This is a genomic window from Cellulomonas sp. NPDC055163, from assembly GCF_053607065.1.
In genome coordinates this window covers 172087-188925 of the sequence record NZ_JBSGSU010000001.1, presented here as the reverse complement: position 1 = coordinate 188925, position 16839 = coordinate 172087, and the positions used below count along the sequence as shown (strand labels likewise).

At 75.9% G+C, this 16839-nt stretch carries 16 protein-coding genes; 6 read left to right on the top strand and 10 right to left on the bottom strand.

Features of this window, described 5'->3' with window-relative positions; genetic code table 11:
- Positions 1 to 8: 8 nt before the first annotated feature.
- The 6 genes from ACWFNE_RS00850 to ACWFNE_RS00825 form a co-directional block, all read right to left on the bottom strand.
- Positions 9 to 3755, bottom strand: a complete 3747-nt coding sequence (locus ACWFNE_RS00850; RefSeq protein ID WP_452120561.1) for a pentapeptide repeat-containing protein — start codon at positions 3753 to 3755, stop codon at positions 9 to 11.
- 238 nt (positions 3756 to 3993) lie between these two features.
- Complete coding sequence (locus tag ACWFNE_RS00845) at positions 3994 to 5706, bottom strand: cellulase family glycosylhydrolase (RefSeq protein WP_452120560.1); 1713 nt, start codon at positions 5704 to 5706, stop codon at positions 3994 to 3996.
- Positions 5707 to 5902: 196 nt separating this feature from the next.
- Positions 5903 to 6145, bottom strand: coding sequence for a helix-turn-helix domain-containing protein (locus tag ACWFNE_RS00840; protein ID WP_452120559.1), 243 nt, complete (start codon positions 6143 to 6145; stop codon positions 5903 to 5905).
- Positions 6145 to 6642, bottom strand: coding sequence for a DUF2975 domain-containing protein (locus ACWFNE_RS00835; RefSeq protein WP_452120558.1), 498 nt, complete (start codon positions 6640 to 6642; stop codon positions 6145 to 6147). The genes ACWFNE_RS00840 and ACWFNE_RS00835 overlap by 1 nt, the downstream gene beginning before the upstream one ends.
- Before the next feature lie 83 nt (positions 6643 to 6725).
- Positions 6726 to 8231, bottom strand: a complete 1506-nt coding sequence (locus ACWFNE_RS00830; protein WP_452120557.1) for an MATE family efflux transporter — start codon at positions 8229 to 8231, stop codon at positions 6726 to 6728.
- Positions 8232 to 8391: 160 nt separating this feature from the next.
- A complete protein-coding gene (locus ACWFNE_RS00825) occupies positions 8392 to 8859 on the bottom strand; it encodes a DUF6223 family protein (RefSeq protein WP_452120556.1) in 468 nt (155 codons plus the stop codon).
- Between the two features lie 239 nt (positions 8860 to 9098).
- On the opposite strand from ACWFNE_RS00825, the gene ACWFNE_RS00820 reads away from it, so the two are divergent.
- Together ACWFNE_RS00820 and ACWFNE_RS00815 are read left to right on the top strand one after the other, a co-directional pair.
- Positions 9099 to 10223, top strand: a complete 1125-nt coding sequence (locus ACWFNE_RS00820; protein ID WP_452120555.1) for a sensor histidine kinase — start codon at positions 9099 to 9101, stop codon at positions 10221 to 10223.
- Between the two features lie 16 nt (positions 10224 to 10239).
- Complete coding sequence (locus ACWFNE_RS00815) at positions 10240 to 10911, top strand: response regulator (protein WP_452120554.1); 672 nt, start codon at positions 10240 to 10242, stop codon at positions 10909 to 10911.
- Here the strand turns inward: ACWFNE_RS00815 and ACWFNE_RS00810 are convergent.
- A complete protein-coding gene (locus tag ACWFNE_RS00810; RefSeq protein ID WP_452120553.1) occupies positions 10875 to 11882 on the bottom strand; it encodes a hypothetical protein in 1008 nt (335 codons plus the stop codon). The genes ACWFNE_RS00815 and ACWFNE_RS00810 overlap by 37 nt on opposite strands.
- A gap of 5 nt (positions 11883 to 11887) precedes the next feature.
- Positions 11888 to 12385 (bottom strand): hypothetical protein, encoded by a 498-nt coding sequence (locus ACWFNE_RS00805; protein ID WP_452120552.1) that lies wholly within the window; start codon positions 12383 to 12385, stop codon positions 11888 to 11890.
- Positions 12386 to 12678: 293 nt separating this feature from the next.
- On the opposite strand from ACWFNE_RS00805, the gene ACWFNE_RS00800 reads away from it, so the two are divergent.
- On the top strand, positions 12679 to 12918 hold the full coding sequence (locus ACWFNE_RS00800; RefSeq protein ID WP_452120551.1) for a hypothetical protein: 240 nt from the start codon (positions 12679 to 12681) through the stop codon (positions 12916 to 12918).
- A 154-nt stretch (positions 12919 to 13072) separates the two neighbouring features.
- On the opposite strand, the gene ACWFNE_RS00795 is transcribed toward ACWFNE_RS00800, so the two are convergent.
- Together ACWFNE_RS00795 and ACWFNE_RS00790 are read right to left on the bottom strand one after the other, a co-directional pair.
- Positions 13073 to 13468, bottom strand: a complete 396-nt coding sequence (locus ACWFNE_RS00795) for a peptidase inhibitor family I36 protein (RefSeq protein ID WP_452120550.1) — start codon at positions 13466 to 13468, stop codon at positions 13073 to 13075.
- A gap of 136 nt (positions 13469 to 13604) precedes the next feature.
- Positions 13605 to 14240, bottom strand: a complete 636-nt coding sequence (locus ACWFNE_RS00790) for a polysaccharide deacetylase family protein (protein WP_452120549.1) — start codon at positions 14238 to 14240, stop codon at positions 13605 to 13607.
- 131 nt (positions 14241 to 14371) lie between these two features.
- Here ACWFNE_RS00790 and ACWFNE_RS00785 point away from each other — a divergent pair, with 131 nt between their 5' ends.
- From ACWFNE_RS00785 to ACWFNE_RS00775, 3 genes are all read left to right on the top strand, one after another.
- Positions 14372 to 15130, top strand: a complete 759-nt coding sequence (locus ACWFNE_RS00785; RefSeq protein WP_452120548.1) for a DinB family protein — start codon at positions 14372 to 14374, stop codon at positions 15128 to 15130.
- An 80-nt stretch (positions 15131 to 15210) separates the two neighbouring features.
- A complete protein-coding gene (locus ACWFNE_RS00780; RefSeq protein WP_452120547.1) occupies positions 15211 to 15558 on the top strand; it encodes a YciI family protein in 348 nt (115 codons plus the stop codon).
- A 5-nt stretch (positions 15559 to 15563) separates the two neighbouring features.
- Positions 15564 to 16829 carry an RNA polymerase sigma factor gene (locus tag ACWFNE_RS00775; protein WP_452120546.1) on the top strand — a complete coding sequence of 422 codons (1266 nt, stop codon included), beginning with the start codon at positions 15564 to 15566 and terminating at the stop codon, positions 16827 to 16829.
- The last annotated feature ends 10 nt before the right edge of the window (positions 16830 to 16839 follow it).

The window sequence follows — 16839 nt, the reverse complement described above, 5'->3', positions numbered from 1 at the left end:
CGCGCCGCTCAGGCCCGCTGCGGAGCGCGGGTGCCCGGGTCCGTGCGCAGGTCGTGGAGCAGGTCGCGGTCCTCGCAGACGAGGCGCAGGCGGGCGCGCCGGACGGCCCTCGCGCAGGGGCCGGACGAGTTGCCCAGGTCCTCGGCGTGCGGGCCCTGCGGCCACAGCAGGTGAGCCAGGGTCCGGGGCCTGCCGGCCGCCGCGGCCAGGACCGCGCGCGTGCAGCGCGGACCGTCGTCCACCCCCGGGACCGCGTCCTCGACGGGGAACGCCAGCAGCCGCAGCACCTCGCGCGTCAGCTCCTGCTCGCTGCGACGGACCACGTCCTTCACGAGGAACCGCAGGGCCCGCGCCCGGACGTCCACGTACAGCTGCCTCGTGTACGGGTCCGGTGGTCCGCCGACGTTGTGGTAGAGGTACGCGTGCATGACGGCACGCTGATAGCTCCAGGCGGCGGCGTGGACGTCTCCCCGCGCGCGCAGCATGTCGGCCCGCAGCCGGTGCAGGTGACTCATGAGCTCGTGGTCCGGCTCCGGCGGGTCCGCGGACGTGCCGCCCGCGGACCGGTCCGGCTGGGCGGCGTGCGCGGCGGCGTCCCACAGGTCCTGCACGCGCGAGAGCGGCGGCAAGGCGGCCGTCACCGCGGCGTCGGCCGACGACCGCGCGTTCTCGTGGGCGATGAAGAGCAGCTGCGCCCGCTCGTAGGCGAGCCACGGGGCGACCCACTGCTCGTGACCGGCGTCCGCCACGATGTCCGCCGAGCGCTCGTACGCGGCGTCGGCCAGCCGGAACGACCGGACGGTCCACGGCGCGTACGTCCAGGCCCGTGCGACGAAGAGCTGCGCGGTCGCCGTGACGCGACGCTCCGTCGCGGCGTCCTCGTCGCCGGCACCGCGGATCTCCTGGAGCGTCTGCAGCGCCTCCTGGATGCGCAGCCAGTCCACCTTCTCCGACTTGGTCGACCAGGGCGGGTACAGGTCGGCGATGTCGGCGAGCGCGCGGTGCAGCTCGGCGAGCTCGGGCCACGCCCGCCGCCCGACCAGCGCGGCGACGCTCGACGGGTTGTCGTTCGTCCGGCGTCGCGTGACGAGCTGGTGCAGGTCCGTGACCAGCTTGTCGCAGAAGTCGAAGTGGACGTAGTTGCCCCACCAGTGGAACGCGTCGAGGAACAGCGCCGCGGCCTCGAGGACGAACCGGCGCTGCTCGGCGGGCTCGGTCAGCGCGCCGGAGTGGTAGAGCCACTCGCGGGCGGATGCCTGCCAGTCGGGGTCCTCGTACCGGAACTGGGCGACGAACGACCCGCCGGCGCCGTCCGCACCCTGCGCCCCGCCGTCCGTCCGCGACCGGAAGTACGCCGCCGCCGCCCGGGACAGCGAGGCCCCCCGAGCCTGGTCGCTCGCCTGCAGGCGAGCGAGGAAGCTCGCGCGTACGTGCTCCTGGATCCGCAGCACCGTGCCGTCGCCGTCGACGGTGTCGACGAACGACAGGGTGGCGAGCTGGTCGAAGAGCCGCGGGACGCCACCCCGGTGGCCCCCCGACGCGAGGAGCGCGCGCAGGAGGTCGGCCGTGACGACGCGCGGGACGGCAGCCGCCTGCACGGCGCGGAGCAGGTCCTTGCGGCCCGAGCGTTCGAGCAGCTCCGTGACGAGGAGGGCGAACTGCTGCGGGCCCGGGCGCGGGAGGCCGAGCAGCACGGCGTCGAGGCTTCCGGGCTCGGGAGCCGCCGGTCCCCACAGGATCTCGGCGACGAGCCGCAGCGTCGCAGGGTGCCCGTGGGTCAGCGCGAGCAGGCGAGCGGCCGTCAGCTGGTCGAGCGACGCCCCGCGGCCGTCGGGGGACCGCTCGGCCCGGAACCGGCGGACGAACGCCCGCATCGCCGGCTCGTCGAGGTCGGACAGCACGTGCACGGAGGCCTGGTCGGCGCCGAGCCTGCGCACGGCCCGGTCCGGCGCACCCCCGGCACCGGGCGGCGCGGTGAGGCCGAGGACGGCGACCAGCCGGCCGTCACCCGCAGCACCCGCACCGCCCGCGCCACCCGTCGCCGCGAGCTGGTGCAGCAGCTCGGTGAGCCAGGTCCCGATGGGCTCGTCGAGCACCTTGTCGACGTCGTCCAGGAGGAGGAGCGGTGGACCGTCGGGACCGTCCGCGCGGCGCCGCCAGCACTCGGCGAACCTCGCCGCCACGTGCTCGGCCGCCCTGCCGACCGCCCGCACCTGCTCGTCCGGCTCGACCGGCCTGCGGAGCCGCTTCATGCTGGCCGCCAGGTCGGCCTCACCCTCGGTCAGCAGGTGCTCGCGCGCCTCCGCCGCCGCACGTTCGATCTCGCTGAGGTCCCCGTCGACCAGCAGGGCGCGGGCGACGTCCGAGAGCAGCTCGACCCACAGCGCGTAGCTCGCGTGCGCCCCGCCGACGGACGTCGTGGTCGCCTCGCCGGTGTGACCCGGGTCGTACCGCTCCAGGTCGACGAGGTACGTCGGCCGCCGGCACGTGGCGGCGATCTGGCGCAGGACGCTCGTGCGGCCCGACCCCAGCTCGCCGTGCAGCTCCGCGAGCGGCCGCGCGTCGCCGGCCCGCAGGACCCGCTGCACCAGGTCGTCGCGCCCGACGAACCCGGCCGCCCCGCTCATCCCCGGAGCCGCGCTCGCCGGGGTGAGGTCCTCCTCGACGTCGATCGGGGTCCCCAGCCTCTCGGCCTCGTGCGCGCCCGGATACTCCCTCGGCCACGCGACCTCGCGGTACGTGATCCCGCGCGGGTGGACCCCCGTGAGGTCGGCCTTCTCGAGGTCGGTGCGGTCGAGCCGCGCGCCGTCGAGCACCGCGCAGCTCAGCGTCGCGTCGACCAGGACGGTGCGGGTGAGGTCGGCCCCGTCGAGCCGAGCGCCGTCGAGCGCCGCGCGGTCGAGGTGCGTGCGGCCCAGGTACGCCCCTTCGAGGTGGGCGCCCCGGAGGTCCGCGCGGCTCAGGTCGAGGCCACCGAGCCGGAAGAGCTCGACGCCGTACGCCGACGCCGGTCGGCTCACCAGGAGGGTCAGCGCGGTCTGGGCGTCGAGGGGGAGGTCCACGGCGTCGCCTCGCTGGACGACGCACAGCTCGCGCACCACGGTCTCGAGGACGCGTGCGCACACGACGCTGTGGGTCGCGCTGTCCGCGAGGCGGTCGAGCAGGTGGAGCGCGCCGACGCGGGTCTCGAGGTGCCCGTCACGCAGGCGCTCCATCGCGTCGGCGAAGCGAGCGGCGCGCTCGTCGACCGTCCGGTCGTGCCGCTGGGCGGCGAACTGACGCCAGGCCAGGGCGGCTCCGGACAGCGCGATGACGGCGGCGAGCGCTTGGGCGATCGGCGCCCGCGCGGCGCTCTGCACGGTGAGCCGGGCGGTCTCGGCCGCGATCCGGTCCTTGCCGGTGACGTGGGCCTCGGCCAGCTCCGCTGCGGTCAGCGGCGGGTAGAGGACCTGCGGCAGGAGCACGAGGGCAGCGAGCGTGAGGACCGTCCCGACGACGAGCGCCACGACCAGCGTCCTGCGGCTCGTGGGCGCGGAGGCGTCCGGGTCGGCGGGCAGCACGTACGGGACGCCCGCCGAGGGGCAGTCGTCGGGCGCGCCCGGCCGGTCGCGGTCGGCCCTGCCCAGCGCGGCACGGACCCGGTGCGCGGGCGACGGGCGCGGGTCGACCGCGTCCGCCGGGGCGCCGCGGTGGCCCGCGCCGCGCCGGCCACCCTCGGCCGGGGTGCTCCGCGTCGTCGTGCCGTGCTCGGACATGGCCTTCCTCGCCGGGAGTCGTCTCCACCCTTCGGCGAGGGGAGACCCGGGCGCGGGCCGAGATACCGGCTGCCGGCTCGCGTGGGCCGCCGGCGGTGCGCGGCTCCGAGCCCGCCGACCGGTGCGGTTCGCGGCGGAACCGACGACGGCGCGCACCGCGCGGGACAGTGCCCCGTGCCGTGCGCGCCGTCGCGTGCGCTGCGGCCGTCCGTAGACCGGGCCGGCGGACGGCCCGGCGTCAGCCGACCGTGCCGGTGACCGTCGTGCCGTTCCGGACGACCGTGTACGCGACCGTCTCGCCGCTCCAGAAGTGGAACGTCAGCTCGACGGGGGCGCCGTCCGTCACCTCGGCGAAGAACGCCGGCCGCAGCACGATCGAGCCCGCCGCGGTGTCGGGCGCGAACGTCACGTCGTACTCCTTGAAGGACGTCCAGCTGTGCGGTCCGGCGTTGGACCCGTCGAGGTAGCGCGCCTCCATCGTGGCCAGGCGGTCACCCCGGAACGCGGTCGGCACCGCGAACGCGTCCGTGGTCCCGGTCGCACCGGAGAGCACCGGGGTCTCGGCGCTGACGACCTCGAGCCGCCACGGGACGCCCTTCGAGAACCGGACCTCGAGCACCGCGCGCGTGCCGTGCTCGCCGGAGCCGACGAGCCGGGTCAGCAGCGCCGCCGGCAGCGTCAGCGCGTCGCCCGCGAGCGTGAAGTCCTTGCCGGCCTTGAGCTTCTTGCCGTCGAGGTAGAGGCCCGTGAAGGTCTGGCCGTGGGGGTTCAGCGTGACCGTCTGCGCGGCGACGGCGCCGGGGCGGACGAACACCTGGTCGGTCGACGCGGTGCCGGAGCGGCGCGTCCAGCTCGACCGGAGCTGCGCGTACAGCGCCGGGTCGCTCCACGTGAACGCCGTGCGGCTCAGGTGCTGGCCGTTGTCCCAGAGCATCGTGGTGACGCCGGTCGTGCGCGCCTGGTGGCCGAGGGCCTCGAAGAACTTGAGCTTCTCGCCCTGCTCGATCGTGCCCGTGTGGCGGTCGAAGCCGAGCAGCCCGTACTCGCCGAGGATCACGGGGATGCCGCGCGCGACGAACGTCTCGCGCACGCGCGTGAACGTCCCGGTCAGGTCCGTCTGCGCCGCGGCGTCGAACCGCGTGCCGCCCGCGACGTTCACGCTGAACGGCCAGTACCCGTAGTAGTGGAACGTCGCCGCGAGGTTCGGGTCGTCGAGCTCCTCGAACGTCGCGACGAGCGCGTCCAGGCGACCCTGGTCCGCGTTGGTGTGCAGCGTCGGCAGCACGAGCACGCGGTCGGCGTTGCGGCCGCCCGACGAGCGCACGACGTCGTGGAACGCCACGTTGAGCTCGTGCAGCAGCGCGTAGCTCTGCTCGTCGCCCGACGCCCCGGCGAACTGCGGCTCGTTGATGCTCTCGAACAGCAGCGTGCGGGGGTGGTCGCGGAACCGCTCGGCGAGCTGCTCCCACGTCGCGGTGAACTGCGCGAGGACCTCGTCGTGCCGGGTCGGCATCTGGTTCGTCCACATCCACGAGTCGTGGTGCAGGTCGAGCAGCACGGTGAGGTCGGCGTCGAGCGCCCAGTCGACGACCTCCTCGACGCGGTCGAGCACGGCCGGGTCGATCGTGAAGGTCGGCGCGGGGCCGGAGTGCTGGCCGAGCGTCACGGGGATGCGGACGCTCTGGAACCCGGCGTCCTCGACCGCGCGGAGGAGGTCCTCGGTCACGCGCGGGTTGCCCCACGCCGTCTCGTCGGCCCCGACGGCGTCGAGCGTGTTGCCGAGGTTCCAGCCCGGCTGCATCTCGGCGACGACCTCGGACGCGGGGTCGACGGCGGCGGGGCGCGGGCCCGCCTGCGGTGCTGTGCCGGCGCTCGCGGGAGCGACGACGGTGGTGGTCAGTGCGAGTGCGGCGGCCAGAGCGGTCAGGCTCGTCCAGGCGGGTCGTCTCACGGGTTGCCCTTCTACGCGGGGGGCCTCGTTGCCCCGGGGCGCGGTGCGACGCGGGCCGCGGCGGATCGGTCCGTGTCGAAGCGCTTCGATTGCAGCGTAGGCACTCCGGGCCGGAATTGCACCCCCCGTCTCGGCGCGGTGTGTGGCGGGCCCGCGGCCCGCACCTCCCTCGGGCCGGCGACCGGCCGGACGTGCGCTACGCCTCGCCGCCGACGCGCGCCGGGTCACCGTCACGCGCCGGCTCCTGGCGCAGGAGGTCGCCGGGCTGGCAGTCGAGCGCCTCGCACAGGGCCTCGAGCGTCGTGAACCGGACGGCCTTGGCGCGGCCGTTCTTCAGGACCGCGAGGTTCGCCGGCGTGATGCCGACGCGCTCCGCGAGCTCGCCGACCGACATCTTCCGGCGCGCGAGCATGACGTCGATGTCGACGACGATGGGCATCAGATCACCTCGTCGAGCTCGGCGCGCAGCGTCGTCGCGGTCGAGTCGAGCGCGACCGCCTTGGCGAGCAGCGCCCGCATGACGAGCACGAGCAGCGCGATCCCGATCCCGCCGATCGCCCCGACGCCGATGAGGAGGACGACGCCGGGCGCCACGGCCTCGCCGGGCGCCAGGACGGTGCCGAGCGCGAGGGCCAGCACGGAGCCCGCCACCGCGGCGCCGATCACGACGTCGACGTACCGGAAGGCCGCGGTGCTGAACACGGTGTCGCGCCGCACCATCGTGAGCAGCCGCCAGAGGCACACGAGCGCGACCTCGACCGCGGCGACGGCCAGGAAGCAGATCACGACGATCGGCCAGCGCAGGTGCGTGAGCTCGCCGACCTCGCCGTCCGGGTCGACCGCGAGGAGCGGGAGCATCGCCGCCTGGAGCGCGAGCATCGCCGCGAACATCAGCACGATCACCACCCGGAGCGCGAGAACGGCCATGCGTCCCATGTGAGGCACCTTCCCGTCGACCTATCGAAGAACGATAGGAATCTATCGTTCTCAATGTGGACAGGCAAGGGGCGCGACGAACCTCACCCGAACGTCAGGCGGGCAGGCGCGCGCGTTCCCGAGCCCGCCCCTGCGTCCGTGCCGGCATCCGTGCGCCCGTCCGGGTCGCCGTCGGTCGCGACCGCGTCGAGCACGTCGCCGCCCGACGCGAGCTCGCCGAGCACGACGGGGTCGCGCCGTCCCCGGGTCCGCGCGGCGACCTGCTCCGGGAGCGTCCGGTGCGCGTGCACGTACGCCGGCACGAGGAGCGCGAGGGCCGCGAGCCACGCGAGCGGGTTGCCCCACACGACGCCCTCGTAGCCCCAGGACGCCCCGAGCACGACGGCCGCGCCGACCCGGCAGACCAGCTCGAGCACCCCGGTGAGGGTCGGGACCCACGTGTGGCCGAGCCCTTGCAGGGCGCCGCGCAGCACGAACAGCGCGCCGAGGATCCCGTAGAGCGCGCCGTTGACGTGCAGGAAGTACGTGGCCATCGACACGACGGCCTCTTCGCCGGGGCCGACGAAGACGCGCACGAGCGTCGCCCCGCCCAGCGCGATCCCGGCGCCGAGGACCGCGGAGCCGCCGACCGTGAGCCACAGCGCCTGCACGACGCCGGTGCGGATGCGGTCCGCGCGCCCGGCGCCGAGGTTCTGCGCCGCGAACATCGACACCGCGAGCCCCGCGGAGCCGAGCAGCGCCATCGCGAACTGGTCGACGCGCGAGGCCGTCGTGTACGCGGCGACGGCGTCGGCGCCCAGCTCGTTGAGCCGGACCTGCACCGCGAGGATGCCGATCGCGATGATCGACGCCTGGAACCCCATGGGCAGCCCGAGCCGGAGCTGGTGGCGCAGCTCGTCCCGCGTGACGCGCCAGTCCTCGCGCCGCACGTGCAGCGCGGGCACCCTCCGCCGCACGTGCGCGAGGCACAGCGCCACGGACACGCCCTGCGACAGCACGGTCGCGAGCGCCGCACCCCCGACGCCCAGCCCGAGCCCCGGCACGGCCCCCAGGACGAGCGCGATGTTGAGCACGCAGCTCGCGACGAGGTAGATCAGCGGTGTCCGCGAGTCGCCGATCGCGCGCAGCACCGCCGAGAGGTAGTTGAAGAACATGATCGCCGAGCCGCCCAGGAACGTGACCACGGCGAACGTCGTGGCCTGCGGCAGCAGCTCGGGCGGCGTGCGCAGCAGGCGCAGCGCGGGCTCGGCGAGGAGCGGCGCGCCGGCGGTGACGAGCACGCTCACGGCTGCGCTGAGGATCGTGCCCGCGGCGACCGACCGGCGCACCGCCCGCGCGTCGCCCGCGCCGAACGCCTGCGCCGTCGGGATCGCGAAGCCCGTCGTCATGCCCCACGCGAAGCCCAGCAGCAGGAACAGGAAGCTGCCCGTGGCGCCGACCGCGGCGAGGGCCTCGACGCCGAGCACCCGCCCGACGACGATCGCGTCGGTCACCTGGTAGAGCTGCTGGACGACGTTGCCGAGGAACAGCGGCACGGTGAACAGGCAGATGACGCGCCAGGGGCTTCCGGACGTCAGGGATCGGGGCACGGCAGGTCCTCCGCGAGATGGGGCTGGTGGGGTCGCGGTGGTCGGTCGTGCCGGTCGCTCGCCTCCATCGAATCGTTTCGACCGGGCGTTCGTCAAGCGGGATCGCGGGTGGTTCCTGGGGTCGGTGAACCGCGGGCCGCCCCGATGACGGGCGGCGGCGTCACACGCGTGCGGCGCGCGCTGGGGGGCCCCCCGCCGCGAGCCCGCCGAGCGCCACGGCGACCAGCCCGAGCACCACGGCGACGACCGCGCCGCCGATCCCGCTGCCCGAGCCCAGCCCGCCGTCGGCCGTGGCCGCGAGGACCGCACCCGCGCCCGCCCCGAGCACCCCGAGCACGACCGCGACGACGCCGCCCCGCCCGCCCGGGGCCGAGCCCGCGGCGCCGCCCCTCCGGGCCCGGGCGAGCGCGAGGCCGCCGACGACCGCGGCGACCAGCGCGAGGACCGCCACGCTCGACGACGCCAGGCGCCCCGAGGTCATGCCGTACACGGGCGTCGAGGCGGTCAGGGCGTGCGCCGAGGCGGGTGCCGCGAGCGCCCACCCGGTGAGGACTGCCGTGGCCGACGCGGTGGTCCTGGTGAGGACGCGTCGGGCCGCCGTCCGGCGTGTGCGTGTGCGTGTGCTCATGTCGCTCTCCTCCGTGCGCTCCGTGCGCTCCGTGCACCCCGGGTCCGGGGTCGACGCCAGCGTCCGCCCGGCGCGCCTGCGCCGTCGTCGTCCCGCCGTGGACGTTCCGGGCTGCCGCGGTCGCCGTGCGCTCCTGCCGCGGGCGCAGCAGGGACCCGCCCGGCTACCGCGTCCGCAGCAGCCGGCAGTCCTCCCCGGGAGGGTCCCGCCCGGCGTGCGCGCGGGGCTACGGTGCCCGCATGAGCGCAGGACGGTTCGGCGTCCCGCCGCATGCCCGGGACGCGCTCGTCGCGGTCGGCGTGGCCGCGGCGCTCGTCGTCACGGGGCTGTCGGGCGAGCACCCGGGCGGCGGCCCCGGCGTGCTCGGTGCCGGGCTGCTCGCCGCGGGCGGGCTCGCGCTCGCGGGCGGCCGGCGCGCCCCCGTCGCGGTGCTCGTGGTCACCGGGCTGTGCGCCGTGGGGTACCAGGCCGCCGGCTACGACGTGCCCGCCGTCGCGTTCCTGTTCGCGGTCTACGCCGCCGTGCGCGCCGGGCACCGTGCCGCGACGCTCGCCGCGAGCGTCGGGATGCTCGTGGCGCTGCCGCTCACCGGGGTCCTGTCCGGGAGCGACGCCGGTGCGGCTCTCGCGCAGGGGCGGGACGCGCTCGAGCTCGCGTGGCTCGTCGCGGCCGCCGCCGCGGGGGAGGCGCTGCGCCAGGCCGAGCAGCGCGCCGACGAGGCCGAGCGCACCCGCGAGGAGGCCGCACGGCGCCGGGCCGACGAGGAGCGGGTCCGCATCGCCCGCGAGCTGCACGACTCGCTCACGCACCAGATCGCGATCGTCACGGTACAGGCCGACGTCGCGGTGCACGTCGCCCGGCGCCGCGGCGAGGACGTCCCCGACGCGCTCCTCGCGATCCAGCAGGCCGGCCGCGAGGCGTCCCGCGAGCTCCGCGCGACCCTCGCGGCGCTGCGGGACGACGACACCGCCCCGCCGCGCGGCCTCGACCACGTCGCCGAGCTCGTCGACCGGGCCCGCGGCATCGGGCTCGACGCGACCCTGACGATCGACGGCGACGGTCGCCACGTCCCCGCGGCGGTCGGCCGGACCGCCTACCGGGTCGTCCAGGAGTCGCTCACGAACGTCGCCCGGCACGCGGGCGCGACGACGGCGACGGTGCTGCTCGAGCTCCACCCCGACCGGGTCGCGATCCAGGTCGACGACGACGGCGGCGCGCGACCCGGTGCGGCTCCGGTGCCCGGCGTCGGGCTGCTCGGGATGCAGGAGCGGGTCGGCGCGCTCGGTGGCCGGCTGCGCGCGCTGCCGCGCACCGAGGGCGGCTTCCGGGTGCGGGTCGAGCTGCCCGTGGACACGGCGCCGTGACCGTGAGCACCGCGCCGTGATCCGGGTCCTGCTCGTCGACGACCAGCCGCTCCTGCGCAGCGCGTTCCGCGCGCTCCTCGACCTGGAGGACGACCTCGAGGTCGTCGCCGAGGCGGGCGACGGCGCGCAGGCGGTCGCGCTCGCCCGCGAGCACCTCCCGGACGTCGCGCTCGTCGACGTGCAGATGCCGGGGGTCGACGGGATCGAGGCGACCCGGCGCATCGCGGCCGACCCGGCGCTCGCGGGCGTGCACGTCGTCATCCTCACGAGCTACGGCTTCGACGAGTACGTGCTCGACGCGCTGCGCGCCGGGGCCGCCGGGTTCCTGGTCAAGGACGTCGTCCCCGAGGACCTGCTGCACGCGGTGCGGGTCGCGGCGCGCGGCGACGCGCTGCTGGCCCCGGCGATCACGCGCCGGCTCATCGACCGGTACGTGCGCGGGCCGGCGCCCGGTCGGGCCTCCGCGGGGACGGCGGCGCTGACCTCGCTCACCGACCGGGAACGGGAGGCCGTCGCGCTCGTCGCGCACGGGCTGTCGAACGACGAGGTCGCGGCCCGCATGGTCATCAGCCCGCTGACCGCGAAGACCCACGTCAACCGGGCCATGACGAAGCTGCACGCGCGCGACCGGGGGCAGCTCGTGGTGCTCGCCTACGAGTCGGGCCTCGTGGTGCCGGGCGGCGGGTGAGGGCGTCGGTCCGCTGCGCCGGCCAGCAGGCGGTCCGCGATCGCGCGGCTGATCGGGAGCCCGGCCTCGATCTCGATCCACAGGTACTGGCCCTCGGGGTTCGACTCGAAGAAGACGTACCCACCCCCGTCGGTGCAGCGCAGGTCGATCGCGCTGTAGACGAGACCCGCCTCGCGCACGAGCCGGATCAGCGCACCCGCGACCGGCTCGGGGAGGACGTGCGGCGTGACCCGCGTGTCGACGAACCGTGAGTCGACGACGTCGTCGCGCCGGTCGAAGTCGATCCGCGCCGCGAAGAGCCGGTCGCCGACGACGACCGCGCGCACGTCGAACAGGCCGTCGACGTGCTCCTGGAAGATCGCGGGGCAGCCGACGAGCTCGTCGAGGTGGTCCAGGTCCGCCTGGTCGAGCCGCCGGGTCCCGTACAGGCCCAGCGGTGAGCCGTGGAACATCTTGCAGACGGTGCGTCCGCCGGTGCTGCGGTGGAACTCCCGGACGGTGCGCGGGTCGTTCGTGACGACGGTCCGGGGAACCGTCAGCCCGAGGTCCATCGCCCGGACGAGCTGCCGCGGCTTGCGGGCCGCCCGGCGGCTCGCGGCGAGGTCGTTGAACGCATTCCCGACCAGCGCGTCGAGCGAGCCGATCAGGGCCGCCCGCCGTTCCGCGCGCACCGCGTCCTCGAGCACGGTGCCGGGCTCCTCGGCGCGCGGGTTCCCGGCGTAGCCGTAGGGCCGGCGCCACCACAGGCCGACGATGTCGTCGAGCGCGACGATCCGCTCGCCGTCCGGGTCCGTGAGCTCGAGCCGGCAGCCCGACGCGGCGAACGCGCTGGACAGGTGGAACTGCGTCGTGAGCTGCGCGACGTCGAGGAGGAGCGCCTCGGCGCCCAGCGACTCGAGCGCGGCCTGCACCCCGTGCGCGTGGACGTCGCCGGGCTGCGCGGCGATCACCGCGATCGGGTGCGCGGACACCGCCGTCAGTAGTCCTCGCGCTCGTCGTCGCCGAGGGTGTCGTCCAGGATCCCGGCCGAGTGCGAGTCGCAGCGCGTGTACGTCGCGAACGCGCTCAGGTAGGTCTCCAGCGACGGGTAGCGGCTCGTGTACCCCGAGGACACGCGCCACGCGAGCTCCTGGTCCGACACCACGACGGCGCGCGGCCGGAGTGGCTTGCGCATCCCGAAGGGCACCGAGCCGGTGAGCGACTCCGCGGCGACCGCGTGCACGGCCGCGAGCGCGGCGTCGCGGGTGAGCGTGAGCACGACCCGCCGGTCCGCGGGGCGCTCGCCCGCCGGCTCGATCGACACGACGTCCGCGCGGTCCACGCTGTAGTCGGTGCCGAGGTGCGTGAACCTGACCTGTGCGGCGGTGATGCCGAGCAGGGTCACGTCGAGCCGGATGTCGCCGGTCGAGGTGTCCGTCCCGTCGTCCGCCGCGTACTCGGGGTAGGAGCTGAGGAAGTCCTCGACGCTCGCCATGGCGACCTCCTTCGGTCGACGCGGTCACCCGTTCGACGGTATCGCCGGACGCCGGCGTCGGGGACGTCGCGGCACCGCGACGGCGCTTTCGGGCGGCGGGCGCTCCGGCCTACGGTGCTCCGGCCCGCGGGCGCTCCGACCCGCGGGGTCACGAGACGCTCGCGGCCTCTGTCGGTGGTTCGTCGTGCGCCCGGGCGGCGAGCCGGGGCCGTCCGGATGCACAGCGCTGCACGGGCGCCGACGATGGGATGGACCTGGTCCGCGACGGCCCGGGCACGGCAGGGAGGACGACCATGAGCGACGCACCGCAGGAGCCGGACGCCGGGGCGCAGGACGGCGGCTACGGGTACCCGACCCTCGAGCAGGAGGTCACCCCGGAGGTGCTGGCGGGCGGTGCGGAGGCGGAGGGCTCGGGCGACGCGCTGGACGTCGGCGCCGGGTCCACCGAGGACGCCGGGTCCACCGAGGACGCCGGGGCGCCGGTGCCTGGCGAGCTCGAGGAGGACCCGGCGGCGGTCGAGCCGACCGACTGAGCGCACCGGCCGGGCGGCGCCGGCCGGGGGCACCGGCCGAGCCGCACCGACCGGGCGGACCCGGCGAGCGGACCGACGGGGCGGGCCGGTGCCCGGTGCCCGGCGCGCGCTCCTCCGTCGGAGCGGGCACCGGGCCCCGGGGTGAGGCGGCCGGTCAGAAGGTCGGGTAGCCCGCGCAGCTGGCCGTGCCGAGCTCCTTGACCGAGGAGATCTTGTCGTTGAACTTCCACGCGTCGGCGCCGAGGTTGGAGATCGTCTGCCCCGGGAGGATGCAGAAGCGGCGGTCGCTGTAGCCCGTGTCGTCGTAGAGGACCCACGCGACGGTGCTGTGGTTCTTCACGGAGCTCGCGGTGTCGCCGAAGCCCTTGTTCCACCAGAGGTTGCTGTCGCTGCTGTAGAGGCTGACGTGCACGCCGCCGAAGCCCTTGTGCTCGTACAGGCTCAGCGGGGCGGACGAGGCGGCGCTGGAGGTGGCGCTCAGGATCGTCGTGGCCGCCACGCCCGCGGTGACCAGCGCGGCAGCAACCTTGGTCTTGACCGAGATCTTCATGATCGTCCCTTGTTCGACACGCCGCCGGGGGACTCCGGCGGCGTGCAGGACCCTAGCGACGGGCGCCGGTGCGCGCTGGCTGACCGGGCACATGTCGACCACTTGGCCCATTTTGCCCGGATCGGGTGAGCCGACGTCATCCCCGGAGCGCCGGGAGCCCGGAGGACCACCCGCGGGCGAGCAGCCGGGGGACCAGCCGGTCGACCGCCTCGACGGTCGCGCTGCGGTCCCCACCGCCGTCGTGCAGCAGCACGACCCCGCCCGGCGTCACACCGTCCTCGAGGCGGCGCAGGAGCTCGTCGGCGGGCGGCGGCGGGTCCCAGTCGCCGACCGCGAGGCTCCAGCCCAGCGGCTGCATCCCGAGCCCGACGGCCACGCCGGGTGTGGCACCCCACGCGCCGAACGGTGCGCGGAAGTACGGCACGGGCGTCCCCGGTGCGGCGCTCTCGATCGCCGCGGCGGTCTCGAGCAGGTCGGCGCGCACCCGGTCGGGGTCCCACGCGCTCAGGTCGTCGTGGTGCGCCGAGTGGTTGCCCAGCACGTGCCCCTCGGAGACGATCCGGCGGACCAGCTCGGGGTGCTCACGGACGTGGTCGCCCCACAGGCAGAACACCGCGCGGACGCCGTGCCGCGCCAGCACGTCGAGCAGCGCCGGGGTGCTCACGGGGTGCGGGCCGTCGTCGAAGGTCAGCGCGACGGTCCGGCCGGGGGCGCCGGTGCTCTCCACGAGGCGCGTCGTCGGGCTGCCGGGGGCGGTCGGGTCGGGACGCATGGGTCGATCGCACCACGCCCCGGGCCGTTGCGTGCCCGGTGTCGCGCGCCGTCTCCACGACGAGGGCCGGCGGGTCCTTGCCGGTGTGGGCGGTCGGCGGTAGACCGGAGCTCCCCGAGCGAGGAGGCGACGTGGCGGACACGACCCGGTCCGGCGACCTGAGCGGCACGAGGTTCGTGGGCGCGGACCTGCGCGGCGCCCGGTTCGTCGAGTCCGACCTCACCGGTGTCGTCATGCGCGGTGTCGAGGTGCGGGGCCTCGACATCGACGCCCCCTGGCTGGCCGGCGGCGACGGTGGCCTGCTCGTCAACGGGGTCGACGTGACGCCGTTCGTCGAGGCGGAGCTCGACCGCCGCTTCCCGGGCCGCAGCCAGCGGTACGCGCAGGACCCCGACGGCCTCCGGGCGGCCTGGGCGGTGCTCGAGCGCGCGTGGGACGCGACCCTCGCGCGCGTCGCCGGGATGCCGGACGGGACGACGGACGTGCAGGTCGACGGCGAGTGGTCGTTCGCGCAGACGCTGCGCCACCTGGTCCTCGCGACGGACGTGTGGCTGCGCCGGGCGGTGCTCGGGGTCGAGCAGCCGTTCCACCCGCTGGGTCAGGCGGACGCGGGGGCCGCGTCGGCGGGCATCGACCCGACGGTGTTCACGACCGCGAACCCGACCTACGCCGAGGTGCTCGAGGCACGCGCGGACCGCGTCGCGATGGTGCGCGACCACCTCGGAGGCGTCACCGCGGACGACCTCGCCGTCGCGCGCGCGAACCCGTGGTCGCCCGAGCACCCGGAGACGACCCTCTCGTGCCTGCACACGATCCTGGAGGAGGAGTGGGAGCACCACCGCTTCGCCGTGCGCGACCTCGACACGATCGAGGCCGCGTCGCGCGCGTGAGCGGGTGTCCTTCCCGGCATGCCCCGTTCGTTCCTGAGGTGAGGGCCACCGTGGTCCCGACCCGAGCGGAGGAGAGACCGATGCCGCACTACCTGGCACTGACCTACACCCCGGACGTCGACTGGTGGGCGCCCGAGCAGGCCGACGAGCTCGCCGAGTACCGGGAGTTCGCCGTCGAGCACGCGGGCGCGATCCGGTCGAGCGTGGTCCTGCACCCGACGAGCACCGCGACCGTCGTGCGCGTCGAGGGTGCGCGCGGCGGGCACGTCGTCACGACCGACGGCCCGTACGCCGAGACCAAGGAGGCGCTGACCGGGTACTACCTGATCGAGGCGGCCGACCTCGACGAGGCCGTGGCGATCGCTGCGGAGATCCCCGCGGCCCGCAACGGCGCCGTCGAGGTCCGCCCGGTGATCGCCGCCCGGTGAGACCGGTGCCGACCGAGCACGACGCGCTCGCGCGGACGGTCCGGGCGGAGGGGGCGCGCATCCTGGCGACCCTCGTCCGGACCGTCGGCGACGTGCGGCTCGCCGAGGACGCCGTGCAGGAGGCCGTCGTCGCGGCGCTCGGCGCGTGGCCGGTGACGGGGGTCCCGCCCGAGCCGCGCGCGTGGCTGACCGTGACCGCCCGGCGCAAGGCCGTCGACGTGCTGCGGCGCGAGCGCGTCCGCCCCCTCAAGGAGCGGGACGCGGCGCTGCTCGTCGAGCTCGAGCGGCCCGACGTGCCGCCCGACGACGTCGTGCGCGACGACCTCCTGCGCCTCGTGTTCACGTGCTGCCACCCGACGCTCGCACCGGACGCGCGCGTGGCCCTCGCGCTGCGGACCCTGTGCGGGCTGTCGCCGGCGCAGGTCGCGGCGGTCACGCTGAGCACCGAGGCGGCCACGAGCAAGCGCCTCACGCGTGCGCGGCAGAAGATCGCCACCGCCGGCATCCCGTACCGCGTGCCCGCCGCGCACGAGCTCCCGGACCGGCTGCCCGCGGTCTGCGCGGTCGTCCACGCGCTCTACACCGCGGGTCACGCACCGGTCGACGGGCCTGCGGCCTACGACGTGGACGCGTGCGCCGAGGCGCTGCGGCTCGCCGAGCTGCTGCACGGGCTCCTGCCCGGCGAGCCGATGCCCGCGGGCGTGCTCGCGCTGCTGCTGCTCACCGAGGCGCGGCGACCGGCCCGGCTCGACGGCGCCGGTGACGTGGTGCCGCTCGAGGCGCAGGACCGCGGGCTGTGGGACGCGGCGATGATCACCCGGGGGACCGCGCTGCTCGGCGCGTCGCTGCGCCGGACGCGCGGGCAGGCCGACGTCTACCAGCTCCAGGCCGCCGTCGCCGCGGTGCACGCGCGGGCCCCGCGGTGGGCCGAGACGGACTGGCCGGAGATCGTCCGGCTCTACGACCTGCTGCTGTCCGTGGACCCGAGCGACGCGGCGGCGCTCGCGCGGGCCGTCGCGACGGCGCAGGCCCGGGGCGCCGCCGCGGGGCTCGCGCTGCTCGACGACGTGGCCGCCGGGCCGCGCCGGGACGCCGTGCGGGCCGAGCTCCTCGCGCGCGACGGCCGGCACACCGACGCCGTCCGGGCGCTCGACGACGCGCTCGCGGGCCCGGCGACGGACGTCGAGCGCCGGCACCGGCTGCGCCGCCGCGCGGAGCTCGCGCGCGAGGCCGCCGGGGTCGCCGGCGGGGTGCCGGTGACAGGTGGCTGACCGGGACCAG

What these genes read in the sequence shown, in the direction of transcription:
- ACWFNE_RS00805 (WP_452120552.1), bottom strand. Translation starts at nt 12,385, where the DNA reads ATGGCGAGCGTCGAGGACTTCCTCAGCTCCTACCCCGAGTACGCGGCG.
- ACWFNE_RS00780 (WP_452120547.1), top strand. Translation starts at nt 15,211, where the DNA reads ATGCCGCACTACCTGGCACTGACCTACACCCCGGACGTCGACTGGTGG.
- ACWFNE_RS00820 (WP_452120555.1), top strand. Translation starts at nt 9,099, where the DNA reads ATGAGCGCAGGACGGTTCGGCGTCCCGCCGCATGCCCGGGACGCGCTC.
- ACWFNE_RS00840 (WP_452120559.1), bottom strand. Translation starts at nt 6,145, where the DNA reads ATGCCCATCGTCGTCGACATCGACGTCATGCTCGCGCGCCGGAAGATG.
- ACWFNE_RS00850 (WP_452120561.1), bottom strand. Translation starts at nt 3,755, where the DNA reads ATGTCCGAGCACGGCACGACGACGCGGAGCACCCCGGCCGAGGGTGGC.
- ACWFNE_RS00835 (WP_452120558.1), bottom strand. Translation starts at nt 6,642, where the DNA reads ATGGGACGCATGGCCGTTCTCGCGCTCCGGGTGGTGATCGTGCTGATG.
- ACWFNE_RS00800 (WP_452120551.1), top strand. Translation starts at nt 12,679, where the DNA reads ATGAGCGACGCACCGCAGGAGCCGGACGCCGGGGCGCAGGACGGCGGC.
- ACWFNE_RS00795 (WP_452120550.1), bottom strand. Translation starts at nt 13,468, where the DNA reads ATGAAGATCTCGGTCAAGACCAAGGTTGCTGCCGCGCTGGTCACCGCG.
- ACWFNE_RS00825 (WP_452120556.1), bottom strand. Translation starts at nt 8,859, where the DNA reads ATGAGCACACGCACACGCACACGCCGGACGGCGGCCCGACGCGTCCTC.
- ACWFNE_RS00790 (WP_452120549.1), bottom strand. Translation starts at nt 14,240, where the DNA reads ATGCGTCCCGACCCGACCGCCCCCGGCAGCCCGACGACGCGCCTCGTG.